We start from the raw sequence: 23327 nt of genomic DNA, 5'->3' as shown, positions 1-23327 counted from the left end.
CCTTTTTCAGATGCCAGGACTGGAGGGAACTGGCGATCTCTGGAAACTCAAAACTGTACTTAATGCGAACTCAGTTTACGCATGGCGCTTAGACTAAAAGCGGCGGGACGTACGCGTTGGCGCTTCGCTTCATTCTCTTCCAGAAGCAAAACAATCGCCGATGCAGCCATTGCTACCATCATGGATAATGCCAGAAGAAATATCATCATCGCGGTATCCTTTCGTTATAGATACGCTTCAGAAGCGAAAAGGTTGCACCAAACTTGCGCCTATCTTGGTAAATCGGTTGTGAACTTCTCGTGAAATCGTTGTTCATATCGCATTCATCTGTTTTCTTGGTTTCTGATTTCTTTCAATTGTGGTTGTTGTTGAAAATCTGATTAGAAAAGGCTAGCTGGAAGAAATGACGATCGCGATTTATGCGGGTTCATTCGACCCGGTCACCAATGGCCATATGGATGTTCTGAAAGGCACGCTGCGTCTTGCCGATCAGGTTATCGTCGCTATTGGCGTGCATCCGGGCAAGAAGCCGCTGTTCAGTTTTGAAGAACGTGTCGAGCTTATCAATGCAAGCGCCAAGGCTTTGCTTGGGGCTGAGGCGAAGCGCGTTTCCGTGATTTCGTTTGATGCCCTTGTCATTGATGCTGCACGTAAGCATGGCGCCAAGCTCATGGTGCGTGGTCTGCGCGATGGCACCGATCTCGATTATGAAATGCAGATGGCGGGCATGAATGGAACGATGGCGCCGGAGTTGCAAACCGTCTTTCTGCCAGCCGATCCTGCTGTGCGCACGATTACTGCCACATTGGTTCGCCAGATTGCCTCAATGGGAGGCGATATAAAGCCCTTCGTTCCTGCAGCTGTTGCGGCTGCGCTGGAAGCAAAATTCAAATCCTGATTCAGGGAGTTTCTCGATTATGTCATTCGTTCGTTCGGCGCTTGTCGCAGCCAGCATTGTTGCGTTTTCTCAAGGTGCGGCCTTTGCTGCTGACATCCTCAATCTGCAGCTCAAAGACGGCAATGTCGCTATTGAGCTGAGCCCAAACCTTGCGCCAAAGCATGTCGCACAGATTGAAAAGCTGGCTCAGGAAGGCGCTTACAACGGCGTGGCTTTCCATCGCGTGATTCCCGGCTTCATGGCTCAGACCGGTGATGTGAAGTTCGGTAACGTTGACAAGGGCTTCAATGCGTCGCGCGTTGGTACCGGTGGTTCTGAACTGCCGAACATTCCGGCTGAATTCTCGCAGGAACCATTTGTGCGTGGCACGGTTGGTATGGCGCGCAGCCAGGACCCGAATTCCGCCAACTCGCAGTTCTTCATCATGTTCAATGATGGCGCATTCCTGAACGGCCAGTACACGGTTGTTGGCAAGGTTGTCAGTGGCATGGACGTGGTTGATAAGATCAAAAAGGGAAGTGAATCCGATAATGGTTCGGTGGAAAGCCCTGACAAGATCATCAAAGCCACGATCGAAAAGAAATGAGTTTTAGAGCGCTTTTCGATCTGATTGAAACAGATCGGTGCTCTAAATATCTGTTCTAATGCGCATCTTATCCGAAAACCGTTTCACACTTTTCGGGATGCGCTCTAAATTCAACACGTATCCCTGTCCCAAAAAATGATTCAAACTTTTGGGGATACGCTCAATAGGAGAGGCCCGATGGCTTACAAAGACCCGGAAAACACGCTCGTTCTTGAAACCACCAAGGGCAATGTCGTTCTCGAACTCTTCCCTGATCTGGCTCCTGGCCATGTCGAACGCATCAAGGAACTGGCACGCGAAGGCGCTTATGACGGCGTTGTGTTCCACCGCGTTATCGACGGTTTCATGGCGCAGACCGGCGACGTGAAGTTCGGCAAGACGGGCGGCGCGCATTTCAATGGCTCGCGTGCTGGCATGGGCGGTTCGGACAAGCCTGACCTCAAGGCTGAATTCTCGAACACCTCGCACAAGCGCGGCACTGCTTCGATGGCTCGTTCGCAGAACCCGAACTCGGCTAACTCGCAGTTCTTCATCTGCTTCACCGACGCTCCATGGCTTGACCGCCAGTACTCCGTATGGGGTCAGGTTATCGAAGGCATGGACAATGTCGACAAGATCAAGCGCGGCGAACCTGTTACCGATCCAGACGTGATCGTAACTGCACGCATCGCTGCAGATATCTAATTCTGTCGTTTCTATAGAAATATAGCGGCTCCGGTTTTGCCGGGGCCGCTCTTGCTTTGATGCATTTCTGAAATTTGAAATGCTCTGATGAGGTTTATGATGCGTGTTGATCTTTTCGATTTCGATTTGCCGGAAGAGAGCATTGCTCTGCGTCCAGCCGAACCGCGCGACCACGCCAAGCTTTTGCGCGTGCGTCCCGGTCAGCCATTCGAAGATCGACAGGTATTCGAGCTGCCTGATCTGTTGCAGCCGGGCGATGCGCTCGTTTTCAACGATACAAAAGTCATTCCTGCACAACTTGAAGGTATGCGCGAGCGCGATGGCAATATTTCGCAGGTCAGCGCGACGCTTCACATGCGTACCGGCCCCGATCGTTGGAAAGCATTCCTGCGTCCTGCCAAGCGCGTGAAGGAAGGCGACCGCATCCGTTTCGGCCATTCCGATTCAAGCTGCTTCCTCGGAACACTCGACGCAACCGTTGCCGAGAAGGGTGACGCTGGCGAAGTTCTGCTGGTGTTTGACCTCTCTGGCGCGATGCTGGATGAAGCCATTGCTTCGGTCGGCCACATTCCTTTGCCGCCTTATATCGCATCCAAGCGCGCTGAAGATGAGCGCGACCGCAGCGATTATCAGACTGTTTATGCGCGTCAGGAAGGGGCTGTTGCAGCCCCGACTGCAGGGCTGCATTTCACACCCGATCTGCTCAAAAAAATCCGCGATCGTGGCATCGAAGAACATTTCGTGACGCTGCATGTAGGGGCGGGCACATTTCTGCCCGTCAAAGCCGACGATACGACGGACCATAAGATGCATTCCGAGATCGGATACGTTTCGCAGGAAACTGCCGATGCGCTGAACGCCGTTCATGCCCGAGGCGGCCGGGTAATCTGTGTCGGCACCACATCCCTGCGCCTGATTGAGAGCGCTGCCGGTGAAGATGGCATCATTCGCCCATGGGCGGGTCCGACCGATATTTTCATCACACCGGGCTATAAGTTCCGGGCGGTCGATCTGCTGATGACTAATTTCCATCTGCCGCGCTCGACGCTCTTCATGCTTGTTTCGGCCTTCAGTGGCTTTGAGACGATGCAGGACGCTTATAAGCGTGCAATCGAGACAGGCTACCGCTTCTATTCCTATGGAGACTCCTCTCTTCTTGAGAGGCAATGAAACGGTTCCCTTTTTCGGCATAATTCATTAGAGACACGGCATGACCAGCGAAAATTTTGAATTCAAAGTGCTTGCGCGTGATGGCGCAGCCCGTCAGGGCGAAATCTCCATGCCGCGCGGCGTGGTGCGTACGCCTGCCTTCATGCCAGTTGGCACAGCCGGAACCGTCAAGGCCATGTATATGGATCAGGTGAAGGATTTGGGCGCCGACATCATTCTCGGCAACACCTATCATCTGATGCTGCGTCCGGGTGCGGAACGCGTTGCTCGTCTTGGTGGTCTGCATGAATTCGGCGGCTGGAAAGGCCCAATTCTGACCGATTCCGGCGGCTTTCAGGTCATGTCGCTCGCGCAGCTCCGCAAGCTTAACGAAAACGGTGTGACTTTCCGCTCGCATATCGACGGCAAGCCTTATGAAATGACGCCGGAGCGTTCCATCGAAATTCAGGGGCTGCTTGATAGCGATATTCAGATGCAGCTCGATGAATGCGTAGCGCTGCCATCGCCTGAAAAGAACACTGAACGCGCGATGGAATTGTCGCTGCGCTGGGCAGAGCGCTGCAAGGTGGCGTTTGGTACACAGGCTGGTAAGGCGATGTTCGGCATCGTGCAGGGCGGTGACAATGCGCGCCTGCGTGAGCGCTCGGCTGAAGCATTGAAGGCGATGGACCTCAAAGGCTATTCCGTTGGTGGTCTGGCTGTTGGTGAGCCGCAGAACGTCATGCTCGAGATGCTCGAAGTGGTTTGCCCGATCCTGCCTACAGAAAAGCCACGCTATCTGATGGGCGTTGGCACGCCGGATGACATTCTGAAATCGGTCGCCCGCGGTATCGACATGTTCGATTGCGTGATGCCAACGCGTGCTGGCCGTCATGGTCTGGCGTTCACGCGCTTTGGCAAGGTGAACCTGCGCAATGCGCGTCATGCCGATGATCATCGTCCGCTTGATCCAGAATCAAACTGCCCGGCGACGCGTGATTACAGCCGCGCTTATCTGCATCATCTGGTCAAATCGGGTGAAGCACTGGGCGGGATGCTGCTGACATGGAACAATCTGGCCTATTACCAGTATCTCATGCAGGGCATTCGGGCGGCAATCGCTGAAGGTCGTTTTGAAGACTTCGCGGCTGAAACGACAGCCGGATGGGAGAGGGGCGATATACCAGCCCTTTGATTTTCATCTCTGTTTGAGTTGTAAAACGCGCCTCTAAGGCGCGTTTTTTGTATCTATTACAGCGGCTCCAGTTAAAAATGAATCGTTGGAACCACTGTAACTGTTTGTTTTTACGCATTATCCGACGCAAAACTGCTTCGCACTTTTGCTGGAAATGCTATAAACCTATCCAGCTTCGAGCAGCTTTTCCAGACGACAGATAACGGAATGGCGCTCTTCTTCGCTTACGATGTCACAATCAAGCAAGCGGCCGCATTCAAGTCCGGAAAGCGCAAGATAAGTAATCAAAACGAGATTGGAGTCGGAAGCGTCTTTTAGCATCCGATCAAGTACGGCCCGGTGATAATGTCTGACCGGGATCATGAAATCCGGGTTCTCGACCAGCGCAGCAAGAATTCCGCTGGCCGGTGGCTCATCGTCAGCCTGAACGCGATAAACATCAAAAAAAGCACGCGCGACACGGTTTTTATCTCCGCTCTGCAGGCGTTCCTGAACCTCCATCGCACGTTCATGCTCTTTCATATACTCTTCGACCACGCCCTCAAGCAACTTTGCTTTCGTTGGAAACGAGTAAAGCAATCCTCCTTTTGAGAGGCCTGCGCGGGCCGCAACCGCGTCGAGAGATATATGTGCTGGTCCGACCTCTTGGGCGAGTTCCACTGCTGCGCGCAAAATGCGCTCTCGCGAAGAGACCTTATTCTTTGTGTGCAATTCCTATGGTCTCCTGACAGTTCGATAGTTGACAATACCGTCCAGACGGTACAGTTATTTTCATCTGATATTCAAGTAAAATACGTGCGACCAAATTGTGAGGAACATAAAGGAAGCACGCCAACGACACCCTGGAGTGCATCCGCAATGATCAAACGCCTCATTCTGGCAATAATTTTCCTCGTGATCGTCGTGGGGGGGCTCGTTGGTTTCAACCTGTTCAGAACGCAGGCGATCAAGGATTTCTTCGCGAATATGCAGCAGCCTGCCAAGACGGTTTCGACTGTCACGCTTGAGCCGGGCGTCTGGACTCCAGGCATTGAAGCGATTGGTTCTGCCAATGCGATCAATGGTGTCGATCTGACAGTTCAGGTCAATGGTATCGTTGATAAAATCGAATTCACCGCCAATCAGGAAGTAAAGAAGGGCACTGTCCTTCTTCAGCTGGAAAACAGCATTGAGACTGCCGATCTGGTGGCTGCTCAGGCTGAAGCTGTGCTTGCTGATCAGAACCTGAAGCGCGCTGAAACCTTGCGCACGCGTGGCGTGGGTGCAGTTTCAGACGTTGACACAACTGCCGCTGCTGCCAGCGCCAAGAAGGCCGCTGTTGCCAAGATGCAGGCAGTGCTTGATCAGAAGACCGTAACGGCGCCATTTGACGGTGTTATCGGTATTTCCAAGGTCGATCTCGGTCAGTACCTGACGCCGGGCACCGTTATCGGCACTTTGCAGGAAACCGACAAGATGCGTATCGACTTCTCTGTACCGGAGCAGTCGCTTTCTTCCCTGAAGCTTGGACAGCCTGTGAAGGTCGGACCAAACATGGACGCATTGAAATATAACGGCACGATTGTTGGTATTGATCCAAAGATCGACCCTGCAAGCCGTCTGGTCTCCGTGCGTGCAGAAGTGCAGAATGATGAACCACGTCTGACGCCTGGTCAGTTCGTTCAGGTTCGCGTTGAGCTTCCACAGGAAGACAATATTCTGGCTTTGCCACAAACGACAATCGTGACAAGCCTTTACGGTGACTATGTTTATGCTGTTCGTCCCGAGCAGCCAAAAGAAGGCGAAAAAGCTCCTGAAGGACAGGCTGCAAAGCAGGTCGCGCAGCAGGTTTTCGTCAAGGTCGGTCGTCGTTATGGCGGCGTTGCTGAAATCACCGATGGCCTGAAGGCTGGTGATATCGTGATCACTGCAGGTCAGAACCGGCTTTCGCCGGGTGCTGCTGTTACGATCGACAACACAGTCAATCCGCTGCCTGCGGCTGACAAGTAATAGGCGAGCAAGATGAGTTTTTCCGATATTTTCATCCGGCGACCCGTACTTGCTACCGTGGTCGCTCTCATGATCATTCTCCTTGGCCTTCAGGGTATCGCGCAGCTTTCGGTGCGTGAATATCCAAAGGTCGATGAAACCGTTATTACCGTCACCACTGCTTATGCGGGTGCGAGTGCGGAGCTTATTCAGGGCTTTATCACATCGCCAATCGCGGAATCCGTGGCGACCACTGAAAACATTGATTACGTCACTTCATCCAGCCGTCCATCGTCGAGCACGGTGACGGTGCAGATGAAGCTTGGCGCAAATCCTGATGCGGCACTGACCGAGGTGATTGCAAAGGTTAATCAGGTTCGCGGCAATCTGCCGTCTGAATCCGATGACCCGGTTATCGTCAAGGGAACGGGCCAGAGCTTTGCTACCATGTATCTGGCAGCACAGAACCCGAACATGACGAGCGAGCAGATTACTGAATATCTGGAACGCGTCATGCAGCCGCGCATCTCCACGGTGCAGGGTGTGGCCAAGGCCGAAATTCTGGGTGGTCAGGTCTATTCGATGCGCGTGTGGCTTGATCCAATTCAGCTCGCCGCACGCCAGATCACCGCACCGGAAGTTCTGGCTGCGATCAATGCGTCGAACTTCCTGTCGGCACCGGGTACGACCAAAAACCAGTTTGTTGCCTCTTCGATTACGCTTGAATCGACCTTGCAGACACCGGAAGCTTTCGGTGCGATGCCGATCAAGACTTCCGGCGATGAAGTCGTTCGTCTGCGCGATGTTGCAAAGGTGGAACTGGCGGCGAAAAGCAAGGACACGATCGTTTCGTTCAATGGTTCTGCGGGTACATTCCTTGCAATCTACCCAACGCCTTCAGCGAACCCTATCGATGTTGCGACAGCGTTCAGGAAAGAACTCCCGGCCATTCAGGCATCCTTGCCTGAAGGCATGACGCTTGATCTGGTCTATGATGCGACTGAGCAGATCAGCTCGTCGATCAACGAAGTGTTCACGACCATCGGCGAAGCGGTCGCTATCGTTATTCTGGTCATCATCGTGTTCCTGGGTTCGTTCCGGTCGGTGCTTATCCCGATTGTAACAATCCCGATTTCGCTGATTGGCGTCTGTTTCTTCCTGTATATTCTGGGCTTCTCGATCAACCTTCTGTCGCTTCTGGCGATGGTTCTGGCGATTGGTCTGGTGGTGGATGACGCCATCGTGGTTCTGGAGAACATTCACCGGCATATCGAAGAGGGATTGCGTCCTATGGATGCGGCCTTCAAGGGTATGAAGGAAATCACCGGCTCCATTATCGCGATGACGATCACGCTGGCTGCGGTGTTTGCACCTCTCGGATTTACCGGTGGTTTGACCGGATCGCTGTTCCGCGAGTTTGCCTTCACGCTTGCAGGTGCGGTTATCATTTCCGGCGTTGCAGCTTTGACAATCTCGCCGATGATGTGCGCGCGTATGTTGAAACATGGCGAGGCATCGCGCTTCCAGAAGTTCATTGATACGAACTTCAAGAAGCTCGAAAAGGGATATCATCGTCTCGTATCGGGATCGCTTAATTATCGCCCGATTACGCTGATGATCGTTATTGCTCTGGTTGGTCTCACAGGCTTCCTGTTTGTGAACACATCGAGCGAACTGGCACCGGAAGAAGATTCAGGCGCATTGTTCTCGATGTTCCAGGCGCCGCAATATGCAACCTCTGCCTATACCAACCTCTATGCCGAGCAGATCGATGGTCTGACCAAGGATCTGCCGGAACTCGACACACGCTTCCAGATCGTCGGCATGGATGGTGGCACAACCTCCGGTATCGCTCTCTGGGTGCTGAAGGACTGGTCTGAGCGCACGCGTTCGCAGAAGCAGATTCAGGAAGACCTGACTGCCCGACTGACCAAGGTTGCCGGCGTTGACGCATTCATCTTTGCGCCTCCTTCGCTGCCGGGTGCTGGTGGTGGCTTGCCGATTTCGATTGCTCTTCAGTCGACGGGACCGTCAAGTCAGGTGTTCGAGCTTGCTGAGGAAATCAAAAACGAAGCACAGGCGACAGGCCAGTTCATTATCGTTCAGAACTCCATGTCCTATAATGCGCCGCAGACCACCATCACAATTGATCGTGACCGGGCTGCAACGCTGGGCGTGCAGGTGAGTGATATTGGCTCGACGCTTGGTCTTCTGACCGGTGGTGCAAAGATTGCTCAGTTCGACCGCGATTCAAACAGCTATGATATCATCAGTCAGGTGCCGGACATCTATCGTTCGAATCCTGAAAAGCTCGGTGATTTCTATGTTCGCAGTGTTTCGGGCGAGATGGTTCCTCTGTCTTCTGTCATCCAGATCAAGACGAACTCTTCGCCTGCGGCTATCGAGCAGTTCAACCAGCTGAATTCGGCAACGATTTCCGCTCTGCCAATGCCGAGTGTCACCACAGGTCAGGGCCTGCAAACACTCGTCAATCTGGCGCAGCAGAAGATGCCGGAAGGCTTCTTCCTTGACTATTCCGGTCAGTCGCGTCTGGAAGTCGAGCAGGGCAACACGATCATGATCGCCTTCGGCCTTGCCGTTATCGTGATCTATCTGGTGCTTGCGGCGCAGTTCGAAAGCTTCCGCGATCCGTTCATCATCATGATGTCGGTTCCGCTTTCGATCTTCGGTGCTATCGTTCCGCTGAACCTGGGACTTGGCACGCTCAACATCTATACGCAGGTTGGTATGATTACCCTTGTCGGCTTGATAACCAAGCACGGTATTCTGATGGTGGAGTTTGCCAACCAGCAGCGTCGCCTGCATGGTCATTCGCGTCGTGAGGCCATCATCCTCTCGGCAGAAACCCGCCTGCGTCCGATTCTGATGACCACGGCTGCAATGGCGCTTGGCGTTGTTCCGCTGATCATCGCAAGTGGTGCGGGTGCGGCGGCTCGTTACTCGATGGGGCTGGTGATCTTCACCGGTATCACCATCGGTACAGTCTTCACGCTCTTCGTGGTTCCGATGTTCTATACGTTCATTGCAAAGAAAGATGTTGAGGGTGAATTCGTTCCTGAAAAGGAAGAGGGTGGACAACCTGCTCCTGTACCGCATCACTGAAACTTGTATTGAATAATAAGATGAAGGGCGGCCACATGTGGGCCGCCCTTTTTCTTGGGATCATTTGTATTCCAACTCTTAATTACCATATGAGCAGGCATGATACCTTTATCCGTACTCGATCTTTCACCCGTCCCTGAAGGCAGCGATGCAGGACAGTCTCTGCGCAACACGCTCGAATTGGCCCAGCAGGCTGAAAAACTGGGCTTTACGCGCTATTGGCTGGCCGAGCATCACAACATGCCCGGTATTGCCAGTGCAGCTACCTCGGTCGTTATCGGCCATGTGGCAGCGGGCACGTCCACCATTCGCGTTGGTGCGGGCGGCATCATGTTGCCGAACCATTCGCCATTGGTGATCGCCGAACAGTTCGGCACGCTGGCTTCGCTGTTTCCGGGCCGTATCGATCTGGGCCTTGGTCGTGCGCCCGGCACTGATCAGCTGACGGCACATGCGCTTCGCCGGAATCTTGAAAGCAGCGCCAATGACTTTCCGCGCGATGTCGTGGAGCTTCTCAATTACTTTAAGCCAGCCGATCCCGCCCAGCGCGTTCAGGCCGTGCCGGGCGCGGGACTGAATGTCCCGGTCTGGATTCTCGGTTCGAGCCTGTTTGGCGCGCAACTGGCTGCGATGCTGGGGCTACCTTATGGCTTCGCCTCCCATTTCGCACCGGCTGACATGGAACGCGCTGTAGAGCTTTATCGCGAACGATTTGAGCCGTCCGAATATTTGCAGAAGCCTTATGTCATGCTTGGGCTTAATGTCATTGCAGCGGATACGGATGAAGAAGCACATCATCTGTTCACGTCGCAATTGCAGGCATTTGTGAACTTGCGCAGCGGCCGTCCGGGCAAGTTGCCAGCGCCCGTTGTGGGCTATCAGGAGCAGCTTGATCCTTCCGCACAGGCACTGGTTCGCCAGATGCTATCATGTCGTGTGGTGGGCGGTCCTGAAGCCGTCGACAAGGGCATTCGCGAATTTGCCGAACGCACTGGTGCGGACGAATTGATGGTGACGGGCATGATCTATGACCATCAGAAGCGTCTTCGCTCTTATGAGATCGTCAGCAACTCGATGGCGTGAGGATCGAACTCGCGATTGACCTCAGTAAGAAGCCAATCGCGAAAAGCTTTGACCGCAGGCGTATTCGCACGCGCCTGCGGTGTCACAAAGTAATAGCTGCTCGGACTTTTGACTGTGTGCTGATAGGCCACCACAAGCTGCCCGCTTTCAATTTCGGCACTGATCAGAAACAGCGGCATCAGTGCAATCCCAAGGCCTGCGACACAAGCCTGAGAAACATTTGAGAATTGCTCAAAGCGCATTCCGCCCGCAACAGGTGCTGCAATGTCGAGGCTTTTGAACCAGTGGCTCCATGCACCGGGGCGTGATGCCATGTTGAAAAGCGGCAGGCGCAACAGGTCATTCGGCTCGGTGATGGCGTGCTGTTTCAGAAAAGCTGGACTGCAAACGGGCGCAACCGTTTCCTCCATCAGAAATGTGCAATCGGCATTCGGCCAGTCCGGTTGGCCAATATGGATTGCCGCATCAAGGCCCTCGCGTTCAAAGTCGAACTGGCCAATGCGGGTGGCAAAATTCAGAATAATATCCGGATATTGCGCGACGAAACGCGGGATTCTCGGGATCAGCCAGCGGGTGCCGAAGGTCGGTAGAAATGCAAGATTGAGCGTTGTCCCACGCATTTGCGACATGACTTGCAATGAGGCCGCGCGAATAGAGGCAAGGGCAGGGCTTATCCCACTCAGATAGGCACGTCCGGCATCGGTCAGCAAAACATGGCGGCTGGTGCGGTCAAACAGAGCAGCGCCAAGCTGTTCTTCCAATGCTGCTATTTGACGGCTGACAGCCCCTTGCGTCAGAGACAGCTCTTCCGCCGCACTCGAAAAGCTCTCGTGTCGCGCCACTGCGTCAAAGGCAGCAAGCGCGCTTGTCGAAGGAAGCAGGCGTCTCGATAGTGATGTCATCATCTATTACTAAACGGAATAGATCGATGAGTAAACGTTCATTGCATGATTCCGCTTTTCCGGTCACATTTGGGCACCTGAATTTGAGGAGATTATTCATGTCGCGTGCCGCATTTAACTGGGAAGATCCGTTTCTGCTTGATGAGCAACTGACCGAAGACGAGCGGATGATCCGCGACTCGGCGCAGGCTTTCGCGAGCGATGTTCTGCTGCCGCGCATTGAAAAAGCTTATCTTGATGAAACGACTGATCCGGACCTGTTTCGTCTGATGGGGCAGGCTGGCCTTCTTGGTGTAACGCTTTCCGAAGAATACGGCGCAGCCAATGCTGGCTATGTTTCCTATGGTCTGGTGGCACGCGAAGTCGAGCGCATCGATTCCGGCTATCGTTCGATGATGAGCGTTCAGTCGTCGCTCGTCATGTATCCGATCTATGCTTATGGCTCCGACGAACAGCGCAAGAAATATCTGCCGGGCCTGGTTTCCGGCGAATTGATTGGATGCTTTGGTCTCACTGAGCCTGATGCCGGTTCCGATCCTGCTGGCATGAAAACCCGCGCCGATAAGATCGATGGTGGCTATCGCATCAGCGGTTCTAAAATGTGGATTTCCAATTCGCCGATTGCCGACGTTTTCGTGGTCTGGGCTAAGTCGACTGCCCATGACGGTGCGATCCGTGGCTTTGTACTTGAAAAGGGCATGAAAGGTCTTTCTGCCCCCAAGATTGGCGGAAAGCTTTCGTTGCGTGCTTCGATCACTGGCGAAATCGTCATGGATGGCGTGGAAGTATCGGAAGATGCATTGTTGCCGAATGTATCGGGCCTCAAGGGTCCGTTCGGCTGTCTCAACCGTGCGCGCTATGGCATTTCATGGGGTGTGCTGGGCGCGGCAGAAGATTGCTGGTTCCGCGCACGTCAGTATGGTCTTGATCGCAAGCAGTTCGACAAGCCGCTGGCTGGAACGCAGCTTTATCAGAAGAAGCTCGCCGATATGCAGACTGAAATAGCGCTGGGCTTGCAGGCAAGCTTACGCGTTGGTCGTCTGTTTGACGAAGGAAAAATGGCGCCCGAAATGATTTCCATCGTCAAGCGCAACAATTGCGGCAAGGCGCTCGATATTGCGCGTCAGGCTCGTGACATGCATGGCGGCAACGGCATTCAGATCGAATATCACGTCATGCGCCACGCGCAGAATCTTGAAACCGTCAACACCTATGAGGGTACGCATGATGTTCATGCGCTGATTCTCGGACGTGCGCAGACCGGAATTCAGGCCTTCTTCTGATCGCTCGAAAAGGTTTTGAGAAATGCATAATACACCGCTTGCGGGTCTTAAAGTCATTGAGCTGGCCCGCATTCTGGCAGGTCCATGGGTCGGACAGACACTGTCCGACCTTGGTGCCGACGTCATCAAGGTCGAAAGCCCTGAAGGTGACGACACCCGCACATGGGGGCCGCCATTTATCGAGGTTGAAGGCGAAAAGTCGGCAGCCTATTTCCACGCCTGTAATCGTGGCAAGCAATCGATTATTGCTGATTTTCGCTCTGATGAGGGCAGGGAGCTTGTGCGCAAGCTGGTTGCCGATGCGGACGTGGTGATTGAGAATTTCAAGCTCGGCGGTCTTGATAAATACGGCCTTGACTATGAAAGCCTGAAAGCGATCAATCCACGGCTGATCTATTGCTCAATCACGGGTTTTGGCCACACCGGGCCTTATGCAGAACGTGCGGGTTATGATTTCATGATCCAGGGCATGGGCGGCATCATGGATCTGACTGGCGAGCCGGACGGGCAACCGCAGAAGATTGGCGTGGCTTTCGCAGACATTTTCACCGGGCTTTACAGCGTCATCGCTATCCAGTCGGCACTCATCATGCGTGAGCGCACGGGCAAGGGTCAGCATATCGATATGGCGCTGTTTGATTGTATGTCGGCGGTTCTTGCCAATCAGGCGATGAATTATCTGGCATCCGGCGTTTCGCCCAAGCGTATGGGCAATGCGCATCCCAATATCGCGCCTTATCAGACGCTGCCTGTATCGGACGGTTATTTCATTATCGCCTGCGGCAATGACGGGCAGTTTGCAAAACTGACGGCTTTGCTGGGAGTCGGTGAAATCGCGCGTGATTCCCGCTTCCTCACCAATGCATCGCGCGTCGCCAATCGCGATGCACTGACAGCAATGCTTGAAGAGCGTACAACGCAATGGTTACGGGATGATCTTCTGGCAGCGCTTGCTAAGGCAGGGGTGCCCGCCGGGCCGATCAACACGGTTGCAGATGTGTTTGCCGATCCGCAATTCATCGCGCGGCAGATGAGAATCGATCCCGATGGTGTGCCGGGCTTGCGTACGCCAATCCGATTCTCAGACGCCGAACTGAAGCTCGACAGGCGATCACCGAAACTGGGCGAGCATAAGAATGATATATAACAAAAACCCCGCTTTAAGCGGGGTTATTAGTAGGTCAGTCGTCGGTGGCGACCATCACGTCTGATGCTTTAACCACTGCATAGGCTGTCTAGCCAACCTTGAGGTCAAGTTCATCCACGGCTTCATTGGTGATGGATGAGGTAACAACGACACCGTTTCCGATATCAATGCGGATATGCGCCGTGGTTGCACCTTTGGTGACATCGACGATTGTGCCTTTGAGGCGATTGCGTGCGCTGATTTTCATTGTTTCTTCCCGTCGTTGATTGGCGTCTGCATGATGCAATAAAGCATTTTAGCAGGTTGGATAACATCCCAAATTCGAGAAGCTATTCATTACTGCAGCGCAAAAAAATCAAATTTTTAAGGGGAGAGAATGGTGCGGTCGAGAAGACTCGAACTTCCACGGGTTGCCCCACAGCGACCTCAACGCTGCGCGTCTACCAATTCCGCCACGACCGCACTGTGTGGTAGAAGCTGAACAATGTCAGCGAGAGGGCATTTAGCAAATCAATCTGGACTGCACAAGGCCATTCTTGCAGTTGAGCACAATTGAATGAAATTATTTTATGTTGGGCTTAAATATCTGATTTTAAAACGCAAAAAATCCCTGCTTCATCTGGTGTTTAACCAGATCGCAGAGCTGCATCTAAAAAGAAATCATAACTCTTGGGAGAGAATGGTGCGGTCGAGAAGACTCGAACTTCCACGGGTTGCCCCACAGCGACCTCAACGCTGCGCGTCTACCAATTCCGCCACGACCGCACTGTGTGGTAGAAGCTGAACTTGTCAGCGAGGAGGCATCTAGCAAATCGATCAGACAGGCACAAGCCCGATCTTGTGCTTCTGCCGATCTTTTTCAAAAAAGAGTGCCTAAAAGTCGTAATACTGCAATTTAAGGCACTTAAAACCTCAGTTTTCCTGGCTTCTTGGTGTCAAGATTGTGGCCATTCTGCGGCTTTCGGCGTCGATCTATGCGGATTTGCCATAGATGACGACGAATCTGCTGCACTCATCAACCGCTTATTCCCTGCAGTCTTTTAATGTCTTCCAGCCGCTTTACGGTTTCCGCATAGCCAATATCGATTGCTTCTGATGCCCGGTGAAAGTCGGCCAGGCCGATTTGCCCGACAGTGGGCATCAGCGAAACATCGGGCGGGTCGCCAGCCATACGCGCGCGGGAAATACGGTCCTGAATGATGTTGAAGGCTTCCATCATCACGCCGGTAATACCGAGGCGGCTTTCCTTCTCGCCGTGAATCGTTTCGCTCAATGTGTCCTGACGCGACTGAGCGTGTTTGATGACCGCAGCACGTCCAAACTGGTCGTAATGCAGGTTTACCGCCAGAACGAGGCGTTGCTCATAGGCGCGGCAGACCGAGACCGGAACCGGATTGACCAGCGCACCATCGACCAGCACGCGCTCCTGCCAGCGAACGGGTTCAAACACGCCGGGCAGGGCGTAGGATGCCCGCATGGCTTCAACCAGTGGACCTGTCGAAAGCCAGATTTCGTGGCCTGTGCGCAGTTCGGTACAAACGGCGACGAATGGGCGATCCAGATCTTCAAGACGCAAGCCGTCGAGGTGCTCGCGCATACGGCTATCAAGCTTCATGCCGCCAAACAGGCCGCTGCCGCGAAATGTGATGTCGAGAAGGTTGAACATGCGGCGGCGTGTGAGGCTGCGCGCAAATTCTTCAAGCTGATCGAGCTTGCCCGCAAGATAGCAGCCGCCAACCAGTGCGCCGATTGAGGTGCCGGCAATCATTTCGATTTCGATGCCCGCTTCATCAAGCGCTCGCAGCACACCGATATGTGCCCAGCCACGCGCCGCACCGCCGCCAAGCGCAAGTGCAATGCGGCGTGGTTCATGCCGTACCTGCGGCAGTTCGATGACTTCTTCTTCAGGCTTCAAGGGTTGCGTATTGGCTGCCTTGCGCCTTTGACCCCATGCGAGCATATCGACCAAGCACCTTTCATTTCGGTGAGTGTATCAAAACACTGTATCGAAACAATAAATGCTGCAAATTGAAGGCGCGAGAGAAAATCACGCCTTCACATCGATTTGAGAGGGGTCACAGATCGTGAGAGAATTTAGTGATCGTGGTCGCAGGAACCATTCAGAGACAGGCTAACCTGACCATCTTCTGACTGAACCTGTCGGTAAAAACACGAGCGCCGACCGGTGTGGCAAGTTGGACCATCACCAGCAACACGGACTTTCAGCCAAAGCGCATCCTGGTCGCAGTCTGTACGTAGCTCGATCACGCTTTGCAGATTGCCAGAGGTTTCGCCCTTTTTCCAAAGCGTATTGCGGGAGCGCGACCAGTAATGCGCGATCCCGGTTTCGAGCGTCAGGCGCAGTGCTTCCTCGTTCATATGAGCGACCATCAGCAACTCGCCATCACGTTCGTCGGTGACGACTGCCGTGATCAAACCTGATGCGTCAAAGCGCGGCATGAAAACCGCGCCTTCTTCAATCGCCTTCTTGTCAGAAGGCTGAACGGGAAAAATACTCATTGTTGCGCCTGGTTGTCTTTTTACTGGCGGATAAGGCTCATGAAGCGAACCTGTTCGTTCACTTCTTCCTGAAACGTGCCGGTAAAGGTCGTCGTGATTGTGCTTGAACCCTGCTTGCGAATGCCACGCATCGCCATGCACATATGTTCTGCATCAATCATTACTGCAACGCCGCGCGGTTTCAGAATGCGCTGAATGCTTTCAGCGATCTGGGCAGTGATGCTTTCCTGCGTTTGCAGGCGACGCGCAAAAATATCAACAACGCGTGCAATCTTCGACAGGCCAAGCACCTTGCCATCTGGCAGATAAGCGACATGCGCCTTGCCGATGATTGGAACCATATGATGTTCACAATGCGAGAAGAAGGAAATGTCCTTCACTAGCACCATGTCATTATAGCCGGATACTTCTTCAAAAGTGGTGCCAAGCACATCCTCCGGGCTTTCGGCATAGCCGCCGAAAAGTTCGCTGTAGGATTTGGCAACGCGCTTTGGTGTATCCAGCAGGCCTTCGCGGTCAGGATTGTCTCCTGCCCAAAGAAGAAGAGTGCGCACAGCAGCTTCTGCGTCGGCCTGAGTTGGCCGTGGCAGGTCTGCAGACGGATTGGATTCGTCATCAATCTTGAGGATGCGAGCGTCCATCAGTATTCTCCAGTAGTCTCCTTCAAGGAGGAGACGAGTTAAACGGACAATACAACGATGCGCCCCATAGTCTGATTTGCGAGCGTGCGATGTATTGATCCGGCAACACCAAGCTGCCGGACGGGCATTTCCGCGGCTACTCATCACCATGTGATAATCTACCCATGGCGCAGCCGCTACTTGCCTATTATATAGACAGGAAATTGCAACTTCAAACCGTAACCGGACGACAATTTTACATTTTTCTCCGGAAAGGCGGAAGGTTTCCCTCAATGATCGACGATGTTTATAACAAACGTATCCTTGAATTTGCAGGGAATATTGAAAGACTCGGACGAATTGCTGACCCCGATGCGGTCGCAACTGTTCACTCCAAATTATGTGGGTCCAAAGTTACCGTCTATCTGCGCATGTCAGACGGCGTGGTTACAGACTTCGCACATGAGGTGAAGGCCTGCGCATTGGGGCAGGCGTCATCGTCGGTCATGGCGCGCAATGTGGTTGGCTGCACGTCGGAAGAACTGCGCGCCGTGCGCGATTCGATGTATAAGATGCTCAAGGAAAACGGCCCTGCGCCGGAAGGCCGTTTTGAGGATCTCAAATATTTTGAACCGGTTCGTGAATATAAAGCCCGTCATGCATCGACGCTTCTGACATTCGACGCGGTTATCGATTGCATTCGCCAGATCGAAGAAAAGGTGCAGGCGGCTTAGGATAGCATATGTGCAGTTGCGGGAAAGATCATTCGGGCGGTGCGACGGCAACCGGAAAGCGCCAGACCCGCAATTTTACCGATCCATGGCGCAAAACGCCGGGCAGGGTGCTCGGCACCAGTCTGATAAGGCTTTATCAGCTCACGCTGTCCTCCTTTATCGGCAATTCCTGCCGACATATGCCGACCTGTTCTGAATATACCTACGAATCTGTGGCCCGTTACGGATTGTGGAACGGCAGCTGGATGGGACTGTTCCGGATCATGCGTTGCGGCCCCATGGGAACTCACGGATTCGATCCTGTTCCGCAAGAATTGTCGGCCTATTATCGCTGGTATTTGCCTTGGCGCTACTGGCGGGTCTCGTCACCCACAAGCTAAGTGTTTGTTTTTTAAAGATTGCAACAAATCTGTTAGTTTATTGCCCGTTGATTAGAATTCGTTAATGATAATTCTGTTTTATCGGGAAAAGGAAATCAGGTCGGCCCGGCGTCTTTTTCGCGCCGCAATTCGGCTTCATTTGCATCTAGTTTTCTTTTCATGTGAGCCAATATGCATAAATCGTTGTCCCGCACCTCCCAGCTGATTGCCGGTGTTGCGCTTGGTGCCAGCATCTTCTGCGCTACCAACGCCATGGCGAATGTTTCATGGGTGGTTTTTGATGCCGATACTGGCGTCGTTTTGGGACAAGACGATGCAACCGAGCAGCACGCGCCTGCTTCATTGGCTAAGATGATGACGCTCTATCTGACCTTTGAGGCTCTCAAGACTGGCAGGCTGAATTGGGATGATCAAATGCCGATCTCCAAGAACGCATCTGCCAAAGTCAGAATGAAGCTGTATCTGAAAGCAGGCGAAACAATTTCAGTTCGTGATGCCGTCATGGGTATGGTTATCGTTTCGGCAAATGATGCCGCAACGGTTGTTGGCGAATATCTCGGTGGATCGGAAGCGGGCTTTGGCCGCCTGATGACGCAAAGAGCCCGAAACCTCGGCATGAAAAGCACTTATTTCGCTAATCCATCGGGTTTGACGGCGAAGATGACCCAGCTGACAACCGCGCGCGATATGGCCGTGCTTGGCATGTCGCTGCGTCGCGATTTTCCAAAAGAGTATGCGCTGTTTTCGCAGCGCTCCTTTACCTATAAAGGCCGTCCGTTCAACGGCCACAACAATCTGATGTATCGCTATCAGGGCGTAGACGGCATCAAGACCGGCTATACAGATGTTTCCGGCTATAACCTCGTTTCGTCGGCAATCATCAATGACAAGCATCTCGTGGGCGTTGTGCTTGGCGCTGGCTCATCGCGCGAGCGTGATGACCGCATGGCGAAACTCCTGACGCGCTTCGGCACGGAAGGCGCTGGAAAGTCCACAGACGAAATCGTTACGGCTTCGGTTCAGACACCTTTGCCCGTTATCTCGCCGCTTAAGCCACAAAAGCCAAAGGTTGATGCTGTTGCCGATATGATCGACGACAACAAGATCGAGCAGGGCGACGGCGGCTTTCTGGTGAAGTCTGCCATGTCTGCATGGCGTGTTCAGGTTGGTGTAACGCCATCCCGCAAGGGCGCAGACGAACTGCAAGCCAAGTATTTGCCGGTTGTAAGCAACCTGGTGCCAGGTACAAAGGCTGAGATTTCCACCGCTCCTCGCGGTCGCAAGATGTACCGTGTTCGCTTCTCCGGATTCAAGGATTCGGATGCAGCTGAAAAGACTTGTGCGAAGCTCAAGCAGCAGGGCGTTCCCTGCCTCGCCATCCGCAACTGAGTTCATCCAGTTTCCAGAATGCTGAAGGCGCCGTGATGCAGTTTGCCACGGCGCTTTTGCTTTACCTATTAATCAAAAAAGATTAATACCCAAACGTTATAGCGGATCCAGTTAAGACTGAATCTTTGGAGCCGCTGTAACTGTTTGTTTTTACGCAGTATCCGACGCAGAACCGCTTCGCGCTTTTGCTGGAATGCTATAATTCCTGTTGTGTAAGCAACATATAGGCGGTTCTGACAGCTTGAGCAGGATCGTTTCATGCAAAACCACCCGCAATCGTTGGCGGGACTGGATAAGGAAGAAAATGATGTCGAATGTATCTATGCAGTTTCCTGATGGCTCGGTGCGCGAATATGATGCCGCAACAACCGGTGCCGAATTAGCTGAATCAATCTCCAAATCACTTGCAAAGAAGGCCGTGGCTTATGCCGTAGACGGTACCGTGCGCGATCTCTCCGATCCGCTTGGCGCTTCCGGTGCAATCGAAATTCTCACCCGCGAAGACCCGCGCGCGCTGGAACTGATCCGTCACGACACGGCTCACGTTCTGGCTGAAGCTGTGCAGGAACTCTTTCCGGGAACGCAGGTAACAATCGGTCCAGTCATCGAGAACGGTTTCTATTACGACTTTGCGCGTAATGAGCCTTTCACGCCCGATGATCTGCCGGTGATCGAAAAGAAGATGCGCGAAATCATTCAGCGCAACAAGCCGTTCACCAAGCAGGTATGGTCGCGCGAGAAGGCCAAGCAGGTTTTTGCCGATAAAGGCGAGAGCTACAAGGTCGAACTCGTTGATGCGATCCCTGAAGGTCAGGACCTGAAAATCTACAATCAGGGAGAATGGTTCGATCTTTGTCGTGGCCCGCATATGGCATCCACTGGCCAGATCGGCAATTCATTCAAGCTGATGAAGGTTGCTGGCGCTTACTGGCGCGGCGATGCCAACAACCCGATGCTGACCCGAATCTACGGCACGGCATTTGCCAATGATGCCGATCTCAACGCTTATCTTCATATGCTTGAAGAAGCCGAGAAGCGCGATCACCGCCGTTTGGGTCGTGAAATGGACCTGTTCCATTTTCAGGAAGAAGGTCCGGGCGTTGTGTTCTGGCACGCCAAAGGCTGGCGCATGTTCCAGACGTTGGTCGCCTATATGCGTCGTCGTCTCGACAGCCACGGCTATCAGGAAGTCAATGCACCACAGGTTCTGGACAAGTCCCTTTGGGAGACATCTGGTCACTGGGGTTGGTATCGCGACAACATGTTCAAGGTGACTGTTGCCGGTGACGATACCGACGATGATCGCGTATTCGCGTTGAAGCCGATGAACTGCCCAGGTCACGTTCAGATATTTAAGCATGGTCTTAAGTCTTACCGCGATCTGCCTATAAAGCTTGCAGAATTTGGTAATGTGCATCGTTACGAACCATCGGGCGCATTGCATGGCCTGATGCGTGTGCGTGGCTTCACGCAGGACGACGCGCATGTGTTCTGCACCGAAGAGCAGATGGCTGCCGAATGCCTTCGCATCAATGATCTTATCCTGTCAGTCTATAAGGACTTCGGCTTTAAAGGGATCACGATCAAGCTTTCGACACGCCCTGAAAAGCGTGTGGGTTCGGATGAATTGTGGGATCGCGCTGAAAGCGTGATGATGACGGTTCTGGAACAAATCGCGGAACAGTCAGAAGACATCAAGACTGGAATTCTGCCGGGCGAAGGTGCGTTTTACGGTCCTAAGTTCGAATACACGCTGAAGGATGCGATCGGCCGTGAATGGCAGTGCGGAACGACACAGGTTGACTTTAACCTGCCGGAACGTTTTGGCGCATTCTATATCGACAGCAATTCGGAGAAGACGCAGCCGGTGATGATCCATCGCGCGATCTGCGGTTCGATGGAACGCTTCCTTGGTATTCTGATCGAAAACTTCGCCGGTCACATGCCACTGTGGTTTGCACCGATTCAGGTTGTCGTTGCGACCATTACGTCTGAAGCTGACGGCTATGCTGCTGAAGTTGCAGCAAAGCTCAAGGCTGCTGGCCTCCAGGTCGTGACTGACGTTCGTAACGAGAAGATCAACTACAAGGTTCGCGAACATTCGTTGCAGAAGGTTCCGGTCATTCTCGTCTGCGGTATGCGTGAAGCAGAGGAAAAGACGGTCAATATGCGCCGTCTCGGATCGCGCGATCAGGAAGCCATGACGCTGGACGAAGCGATTGCTCGTCTGACAGAAGAGGCGACGCCACCAGATCTTCTTCGTCTGAAGAAGTAATCAAATAAAACTGCGCTTAGGCGCGGTTTTTTATGCATCCATACACAGAACGATAATTCTTACGGGCTGAATTTGACAGGCGTAGGGAAGCAATGCGCTATAGATGGGTGAGAAATCAATCTACAGTGTCGTCGGACGCTTCAAATTCCTTGCTTGTGACAACCTCGACATCTTCATTCTTGCCCGATGAAACCTTGAAATCACGCTGATAAATCCGGTCCTTGTTCTTGGCAACGGCGACATAGTCCCCCTCGATGAGAACGAGTGAAGAATAGGCGCCAGCGCTTTCGCGAACGACGTCACCGGAAGCGTTCAAGATTGACCAGGAGGTATCGGCGAGCGCTTCGCCACCTTTTTCGCGAACAAGCTTCAGCACAACTTCGGCCGCACGATGCTGAACGGTGGCTTCCGTCAGCTTGCCTGCTTCGACGCGAATATCTGCGCGAATGATGGCATTTGCAGAACCGTAGTTGGAAACGACATGATAGGTGCCGCTGTTCAGACGGATGATCGTATCTGGTTTTACATCCGGCACGATGAGCGAGCGGTCATTGTTGTCTTCGTCGGCATAAATCGAGAATCGCACCAGGTCGCTTTTGATTTTGCCTTCATCTGGCAGAACTGCACTGAGCTTCATGCCGCCTGCATCGAGGGTCATTACTTCATGGCGGCTGGCATTGGTCAGTGTGATGCGCTTGGTTGCTCCCGCACGGCCATAGGCGGCGTGTACGAGATAACTGCCTTCAGGAAGATTGAAAACTGTGCTGCCGCCCTTTGAAGAAGCGATGAGCGCGAGTTGTCCATCTGCCCCAACCTCAGGTGCGAAGACGCGCCAGACAAGCCCGGTCGAAATATCCGGACCGTCTTGTTTGAGACGTGCCTTGAGATCCAGTTCGCTTGTTTTCACAAGAGGATTGTTTTCAGGGCTTATTGGGCTTGCGTAGGGGCTGAGCGTTGGCAAATTAAGCTTTGGCTCTGGAAAATTTGGCAAGCCGCTAGTGCTGTTGGTCTGAACTGATCCATTTCCGCCGGAAGGGGCCTGCATGGCAGGTGGGGCAGCTGGTGGCTCAAGCTGGAAATTCGGTAATTTGAAGCCGCCGCCGGGACCTCCCTGCGGACCGCCGCCAAATCCCCCGCCCATTCCGCCGCCGGGACCACCCGGTCCGCCCGGGCCACCGGGGCCTTGCGCTAAAGCAGACGAAGCAATCAGGACAAAAGAAAGGGTCGCGGCAAGTGACTTGCTGCGCGATGATTTTGCACTGTTTGCTCGAAACAGACCCATAGTATCTGACATGGACATGTTTTGACCCCAAGCGGGTGGCGAATTCAAGGCCAAATCGACCATAGACATGGCAATTTATATGGGCGCTTCATGCGTTGTCACAGATTCT

At 53.3% G+C, this 23327-nt stretch carries 21 protein-coding genes, 2 tRNA genes and 1 pseudogene; 14 read left to right on the top strand and 10 right to left on the bottom strand.

Translation table 11 applies throughout. The features are described from left to right. Positions 1-59: 59 nt before the first annotated feature. The gene (locus KMS41_05430; GenBank protein QWK78669.1) at positions 60-209 is read right to left on the bottom strand and encodes a hypothetical protein; all 150 of its coding nucleotides are present in this window, start codon (positions 207-209) and stop codon (positions 60-62) included. A 194-nt stretch (positions 210-403) separates the two neighbouring features. Here KMS41_05430 and coaD point away from each other — a divergent pair, with 194 nt between their 5' ends. The 5 genes from coaD to tgt all read left to right on the top strand — a co-directional run bounded on the left by coaD (position 404) and on the right by tgt (position 4512). Next, positions 404-898: a pantetheine-phosphate adenylyltransferase gene (coaD, locus tag KMS41_05425; protein QWK78668.1), complete on the top strand. Its 495-nt coding sequence runs from the start codon at positions 404-406 to the stop codon at positions 896-898. 19 nt (positions 899-917) lie between these two features. Continuing rightward, positions 918-1484: a peptidylprolyl isomerase gene (locus KMS41_05420; protein ID QWK78667.1), complete on the top strand. Its 567-nt coding sequence runs from the start codon at positions 918-920 to the stop codon at positions 1482-1484. 177 nt (positions 1485-1661) lie between these two features. Then, positions 1662-2168 (top strand): peptidylprolyl isomerase, encoded by a 507-nt coding sequence (locus tag KMS41_05415; protein ID QWK78666.1) that lies wholly within the window; start codon positions 1662-1664, stop codon positions 2166-2168. 99 nt (positions 2169-2267) lie between these two features. After that, positions 2268-3338, top strand: a complete 1071-nt coding sequence (queA, locus tag KMS41_05410) for a tRNA preQ1(34) S-adenosylmethionine ribosyltransferase-isomerase QueA (protein ID QWK78783.1) — start codon at positions 2268-2270, stop codon at positions 3336-3338. A gap of 40 nt (positions 3339-3378) precedes the next feature. Continuing rightward, the gene (gene tgt / locus KMS41_05405; protein ID QWK78665.1) at positions 3379-4512 is read left to right on the top strand and encodes a tRNA guanosine(34) transglycosylase Tgt; all 1134 of its coding nucleotides are present in this window, start codon (positions 3379-3381) and stop codon (positions 4510-4512) included. 165 nt (positions 4513-4677) lie between these two features. Here the strand turns inward: tgt and KMS41_05400 are convergent, their stop codons facing one another. Continuing rightward, entirely contained in the window at positions 4678-5223 is a 546-nt protein-coding gene (locus KMS41_05400) for a TetR/AcrR family transcriptional regulator (GenBank protein ID QWK78664.1), read from the bottom strand. A gap of 147 nt (positions 5224-5370) precedes the next feature. On the opposite strand from KMS41_05400, the gene KMS41_05395 reads away from it, so the two are divergent. The 3 genes from KMS41_05395 to KMS41_05385 all read left to right on the top strand — a co-directional run bounded on the left by KMS41_05395 (position 5371) and on the right by KMS41_05385 (position 10686). Continuing rightward, entirely contained in the window at positions 5371-6501 is a 1131-nt protein-coding gene (locus tag KMS41_05395) for an efflux RND transporter periplasmic adaptor subunit (protein ID QWK78663.1), read from the top strand. 12 nt (positions 6502-6513) lie between these two features. Continuing rightward, complete coding sequence (locus tag KMS41_05390; GenBank protein ID QWK78662.1) at positions 6514-9603, top strand: efflux RND transporter permease subunit; 3090 nt, start codon at positions 6514-6516, stop codon at positions 9601-9603. 99 nt (positions 9604-9702) lie between these two features. Further along, the gene (locus tag KMS41_05385) at positions 9703-10686 is read left to right on the top strand and encodes an LLM class flavin-dependent oxidoreductase (GenBank protein QWK78661.1); all 984 of its coding nucleotides are present in this window, start codon (positions 9703-9705) and stop codon (positions 10684-10686) included. Here KMS41_05385 and KMS41_05380 read toward each other — a convergent pair. After that, on the bottom strand, positions 10656-11588 hold the full coding sequence (locus KMS41_05380; GenBank protein ID QWK78782.1) for a LysR family transcriptional regulator: 933 nt from the start codon (positions 11586-11588) through the stop codon (positions 10656-10658). The two genes, KMS41_05385 and KMS41_05380, sit on opposite strands and share 31 nt — an antisense overlap. Positions 11589-11686: 98 nt before the next feature. Here KMS41_05380 and KMS41_05375 point away from each other — a divergent pair, with 98 nt between their 5' ends. Then, the gene (locus KMS41_05375; GenBank protein QWK78660.1) at positions 11687-12871 is read left to right on the top strand and encodes an acyl-CoA dehydrogenase; all 1185 of its coding nucleotides are present in this window, start codon (positions 11687-11689) and stop codon (positions 12869-12871) included. A gap of 22 nt (positions 12872-12893) precedes the next feature. Further along, positions 12894-14018, top strand: coding sequence for a CoA transferase (locus KMS41_05370; GenBank protein ID QWK78659.1), 1125 nt, complete (start codon positions 12894-12896; stop codon positions 14016-14018). A gap of 88 nt (positions 14019-14106) precedes the next feature. Here KMS41_05370 and KMS41_05365 read toward each other — a convergent pair whose 3' ends face one another. The 6 genes from KMS41_05365 to folE all read right to left on the bottom strand — a co-directional run bounded on the left by KMS41_05365 (position 14107) and on the right by folE (position 17179). Next, complete coding sequence (locus KMS41_05365; protein ID QWK78658.1) at positions 14107-14265, bottom strand: TOBE domain-containing protein; 159 nt, start codon at positions 14263-14265, stop codon at positions 14107-14109. 130 nt (positions 14266-14395) lie between these two features. Continuing rightward, positions 14396-14480: transfer RNA gene (locus tag KMS41_05360), tRNA-Leu, on the bottom strand. A gap of 218 nt (positions 14481-14698) precedes the next feature. Continuing rightward, a tRNA-Leu gene (locus KMS41_05355) sits at positions 14699-14783 on the bottom strand. A gap of 250 nt (positions 14784-15033) precedes the next feature. Then, positions 15034-15978 (bottom strand): patatin family protein, encoded by a 945-nt coding sequence (locus KMS41_05350; GenBank protein ID QWK78781.1) that lies wholly within the window; start codon positions 15976-15978, stop codon positions 15034-15036. A gap of 134 nt (positions 15979-16112) precedes the next feature. Next, the gene (gene hisI, locus KMS41_05345; GenBank protein ID QWK78657.1) at positions 16113-16538 is read right to left on the bottom strand and encodes a phosphoribosyl-AMP cyclohydrolase; all 426 of its coding nucleotides are present in this window, start codon (positions 16536-16538) and stop codon (positions 16113-16115) included. A gap of 20 nt (positions 16539-16558) precedes the next feature. Further along, a complete protein-coding gene (gene folE / locus KMS41_05340; protein ID QWK78656.1) occupies positions 16559-17179 on the bottom strand; it encodes a GTP cyclohydrolase I FolE in 621 nt (206 codons plus the stop codon). A gap of 272 nt (positions 17180-17451) precedes the next feature. On the opposite strand from folE, the gene KMS41_05335 reads away from it, so the two are divergent. From KMS41_05335 to thrS, 4 genes are all read left to right on the top strand, one after another. After that, a complete protein-coding gene (locus KMS41_05335; protein QWK78655.1) occupies positions 17452-17892 on the top strand; it encodes an iron-sulfur cluster assembly scaffold protein in 441 nt (146 codons plus the stop codon). A gap of 8 nt (positions 17893-17900) precedes the next feature. Further along, positions 17901-18272 (top strand): membrane protein insertion efficiency factor YidD, encoded by a 372-nt coding sequence (gene yidD / locus KMS41_05330; protein ID QWK78654.1) that lies wholly within the window; start codon positions 17901-17903, stop codon positions 18270-18272. Between the two features lie 171 nt (positions 18273-18443). Beyond that, a complete protein-coding gene (locus KMS41_05325; protein ID QWK78653.1) occupies positions 18444-19661 on the top strand; it encodes a D-alanyl-D-alanine carboxypeptidase in 1218 nt (405 codons plus the stop codon). Positions 19662-19965: 304 nt separating this feature from the next. After that, positions 19966-21936 carry a threonine--tRNA ligase gene (gene thrS, locus KMS41_05320; protein ID QWK78652.1) on the top strand — a complete coding sequence of 657 codons (1971 nt, stop codon included), beginning with the start codon at positions 19966-19968 and terminating at the stop codon, positions 21934-21936. A 115-nt stretch (positions 21937-22051) separates the two neighbouring features. Here the strand turns inward: thrS and KMS41_05315 are convergent. Beyond that, positions 22052-22939: pseudogene (locus KMS41_05315) on the bottom strand (hypothetical protein). Positions 22940-23327: the final 388 nt, after the last annotated feature.

Origin of the sequence: Ochrobactrum sp. BTU1 (assembly GCA_018798825.1) — a bacterium.
Classification (GTDB): Bacteria; Pseudomonadota; Alphaproteobacteria; order Rhizobiales; family Rhizobiaceae; genus Brucella.
This window is presented reverse-complemented; position numbering and strand designations above follow the sequence as displayed.

Excerpts from the sequence above, each read along its gene's own strand:
- queA (QWK78783.1), top strand. The coding sequence starts at position 2,268 with ATGCGTGTTGATCTTTTCGATTTCGATTTGCCGGAAGAGAGCATTGCT.
- KMS41_05350 (QWK78781.1), bottom strand. The coding sequence starts at position 15,978 with ATGCTCGCATGGGGTCAAAGGCGCAAGGCAGCCAATACGCAACCCTTG.
- coaD (QWK78668.1), top strand. The coding sequence starts at position 404 with ATGACGATCGCGATTTATGCGGGTTCATTCGACCCGGTCACCAATGGC.
- KMS41_05385 (QWK78661.1), top strand. The coding sequence starts at position 9,703 with ATGATACCTTTATCCGTACTCGATCTTTCACCCGTCCCTGAAGGCAGC.
- KMS41_05370 (QWK78659.1), top strand. The coding sequence starts at position 12,894 with ATGCATAATACACCGCTTGCGGGTCTTAAAGTCATTGAGCTGGCCCGC.
- KMS41_05325 (QWK78653.1), top strand. The coding sequence starts at position 18,444 with ATGCATAAATCGTTGTCCCGCACCTCCCAGCTGATTGCCGGTGTTGCG.
- yidD (QWK78654.1), top strand. The coding sequence starts at position 17,901 with ATGTGCAGTTGCGGGAAAGATCATTCGGGCGGTGCGACGGCAACCGGA.
- KMS41_05390 (QWK78662.1), top strand. The coding sequence starts at position 6,514 with ATGAGTTTTTCCGATATTTTCATCCGGCGACCCGTACTTGCTACCGTG.
- KMS41_05420 (QWK78667.1), top strand. The coding sequence starts at position 918 with ATGTCATTCGTTCGTTCGGCGCTTGTCGCAGCCAGCATTGTTGCGTTT.
- KMS41_05395 (QWK78663.1), top strand. The coding sequence starts at position 5,371 with ATGATCAAACGCCTCATTCTGGCAATAATTTTCCTCGTGATCGTCGTG.
- KMS41_05380 (QWK78782.1), bottom strand. The coding sequence starts at position 11,588 with ATGACATCACTATCGAGACGCCTGCTTCCTTCGACAAGCGCGCTTGCT.
- folE (QWK78656.1), bottom strand. The coding sequence starts at position 17,179 with ATGGACGCTCGCATCCTCAAGATTGATGACGAATCCAATCCGTCTGCA.
- hisI (QWK78657.1), bottom strand. The coding sequence starts at position 16,538 with ATGAGTATTTTTCCCGTTCAGCCTTCTGACAAGAAGGCGATTGAAGAA.
- thrS (QWK78652.1), top strand. The coding sequence starts at position 19,966 with ATGATGTCGAATGTATCTATGCAGTTTCCTGATGGCTCGGTGCGCGAA.
- KMS41_05430 (QWK78669.1), bottom strand. The coding sequence starts at position 209 with ATGATGATATTTCTTCTGGCATTATCCATGATGGTAGCAATGGCTGCA.
- KMS41_05335 (QWK78655.1), top strand. The coding sequence starts at position 17,452 with ATGATCGACGATGTTTATAACAAACGTATCCTTGAATTTGCAGGGAAT.
- KMS41_05365 (QWK78658.1), bottom strand. The coding sequence starts at position 14,265 with ATGAAAATCAGCGCACGCAATCGCCTCAAAGGCACAATCGTCGATGTC.
- KMS41_05375 (QWK78660.1), top strand. The coding sequence starts at position 11,687 with ATGTCGCGTGCCGCATTTAACTGGGAAGATCCGTTTCTGCTTGATGAG.
- KMS41_05415 (QWK78666.1), top strand. The coding sequence starts at position 1,662 with ATGGCTTACAAAGACCCGGAAAACACGCTCGTTCTTGAAACCACCAAG.
- tgt (QWK78665.1), top strand. The coding sequence starts at position 3,379 with ATGACCAGCGAAAATTTTGAATTCAAAGTGCTTGCGCGTGATGGCGCA.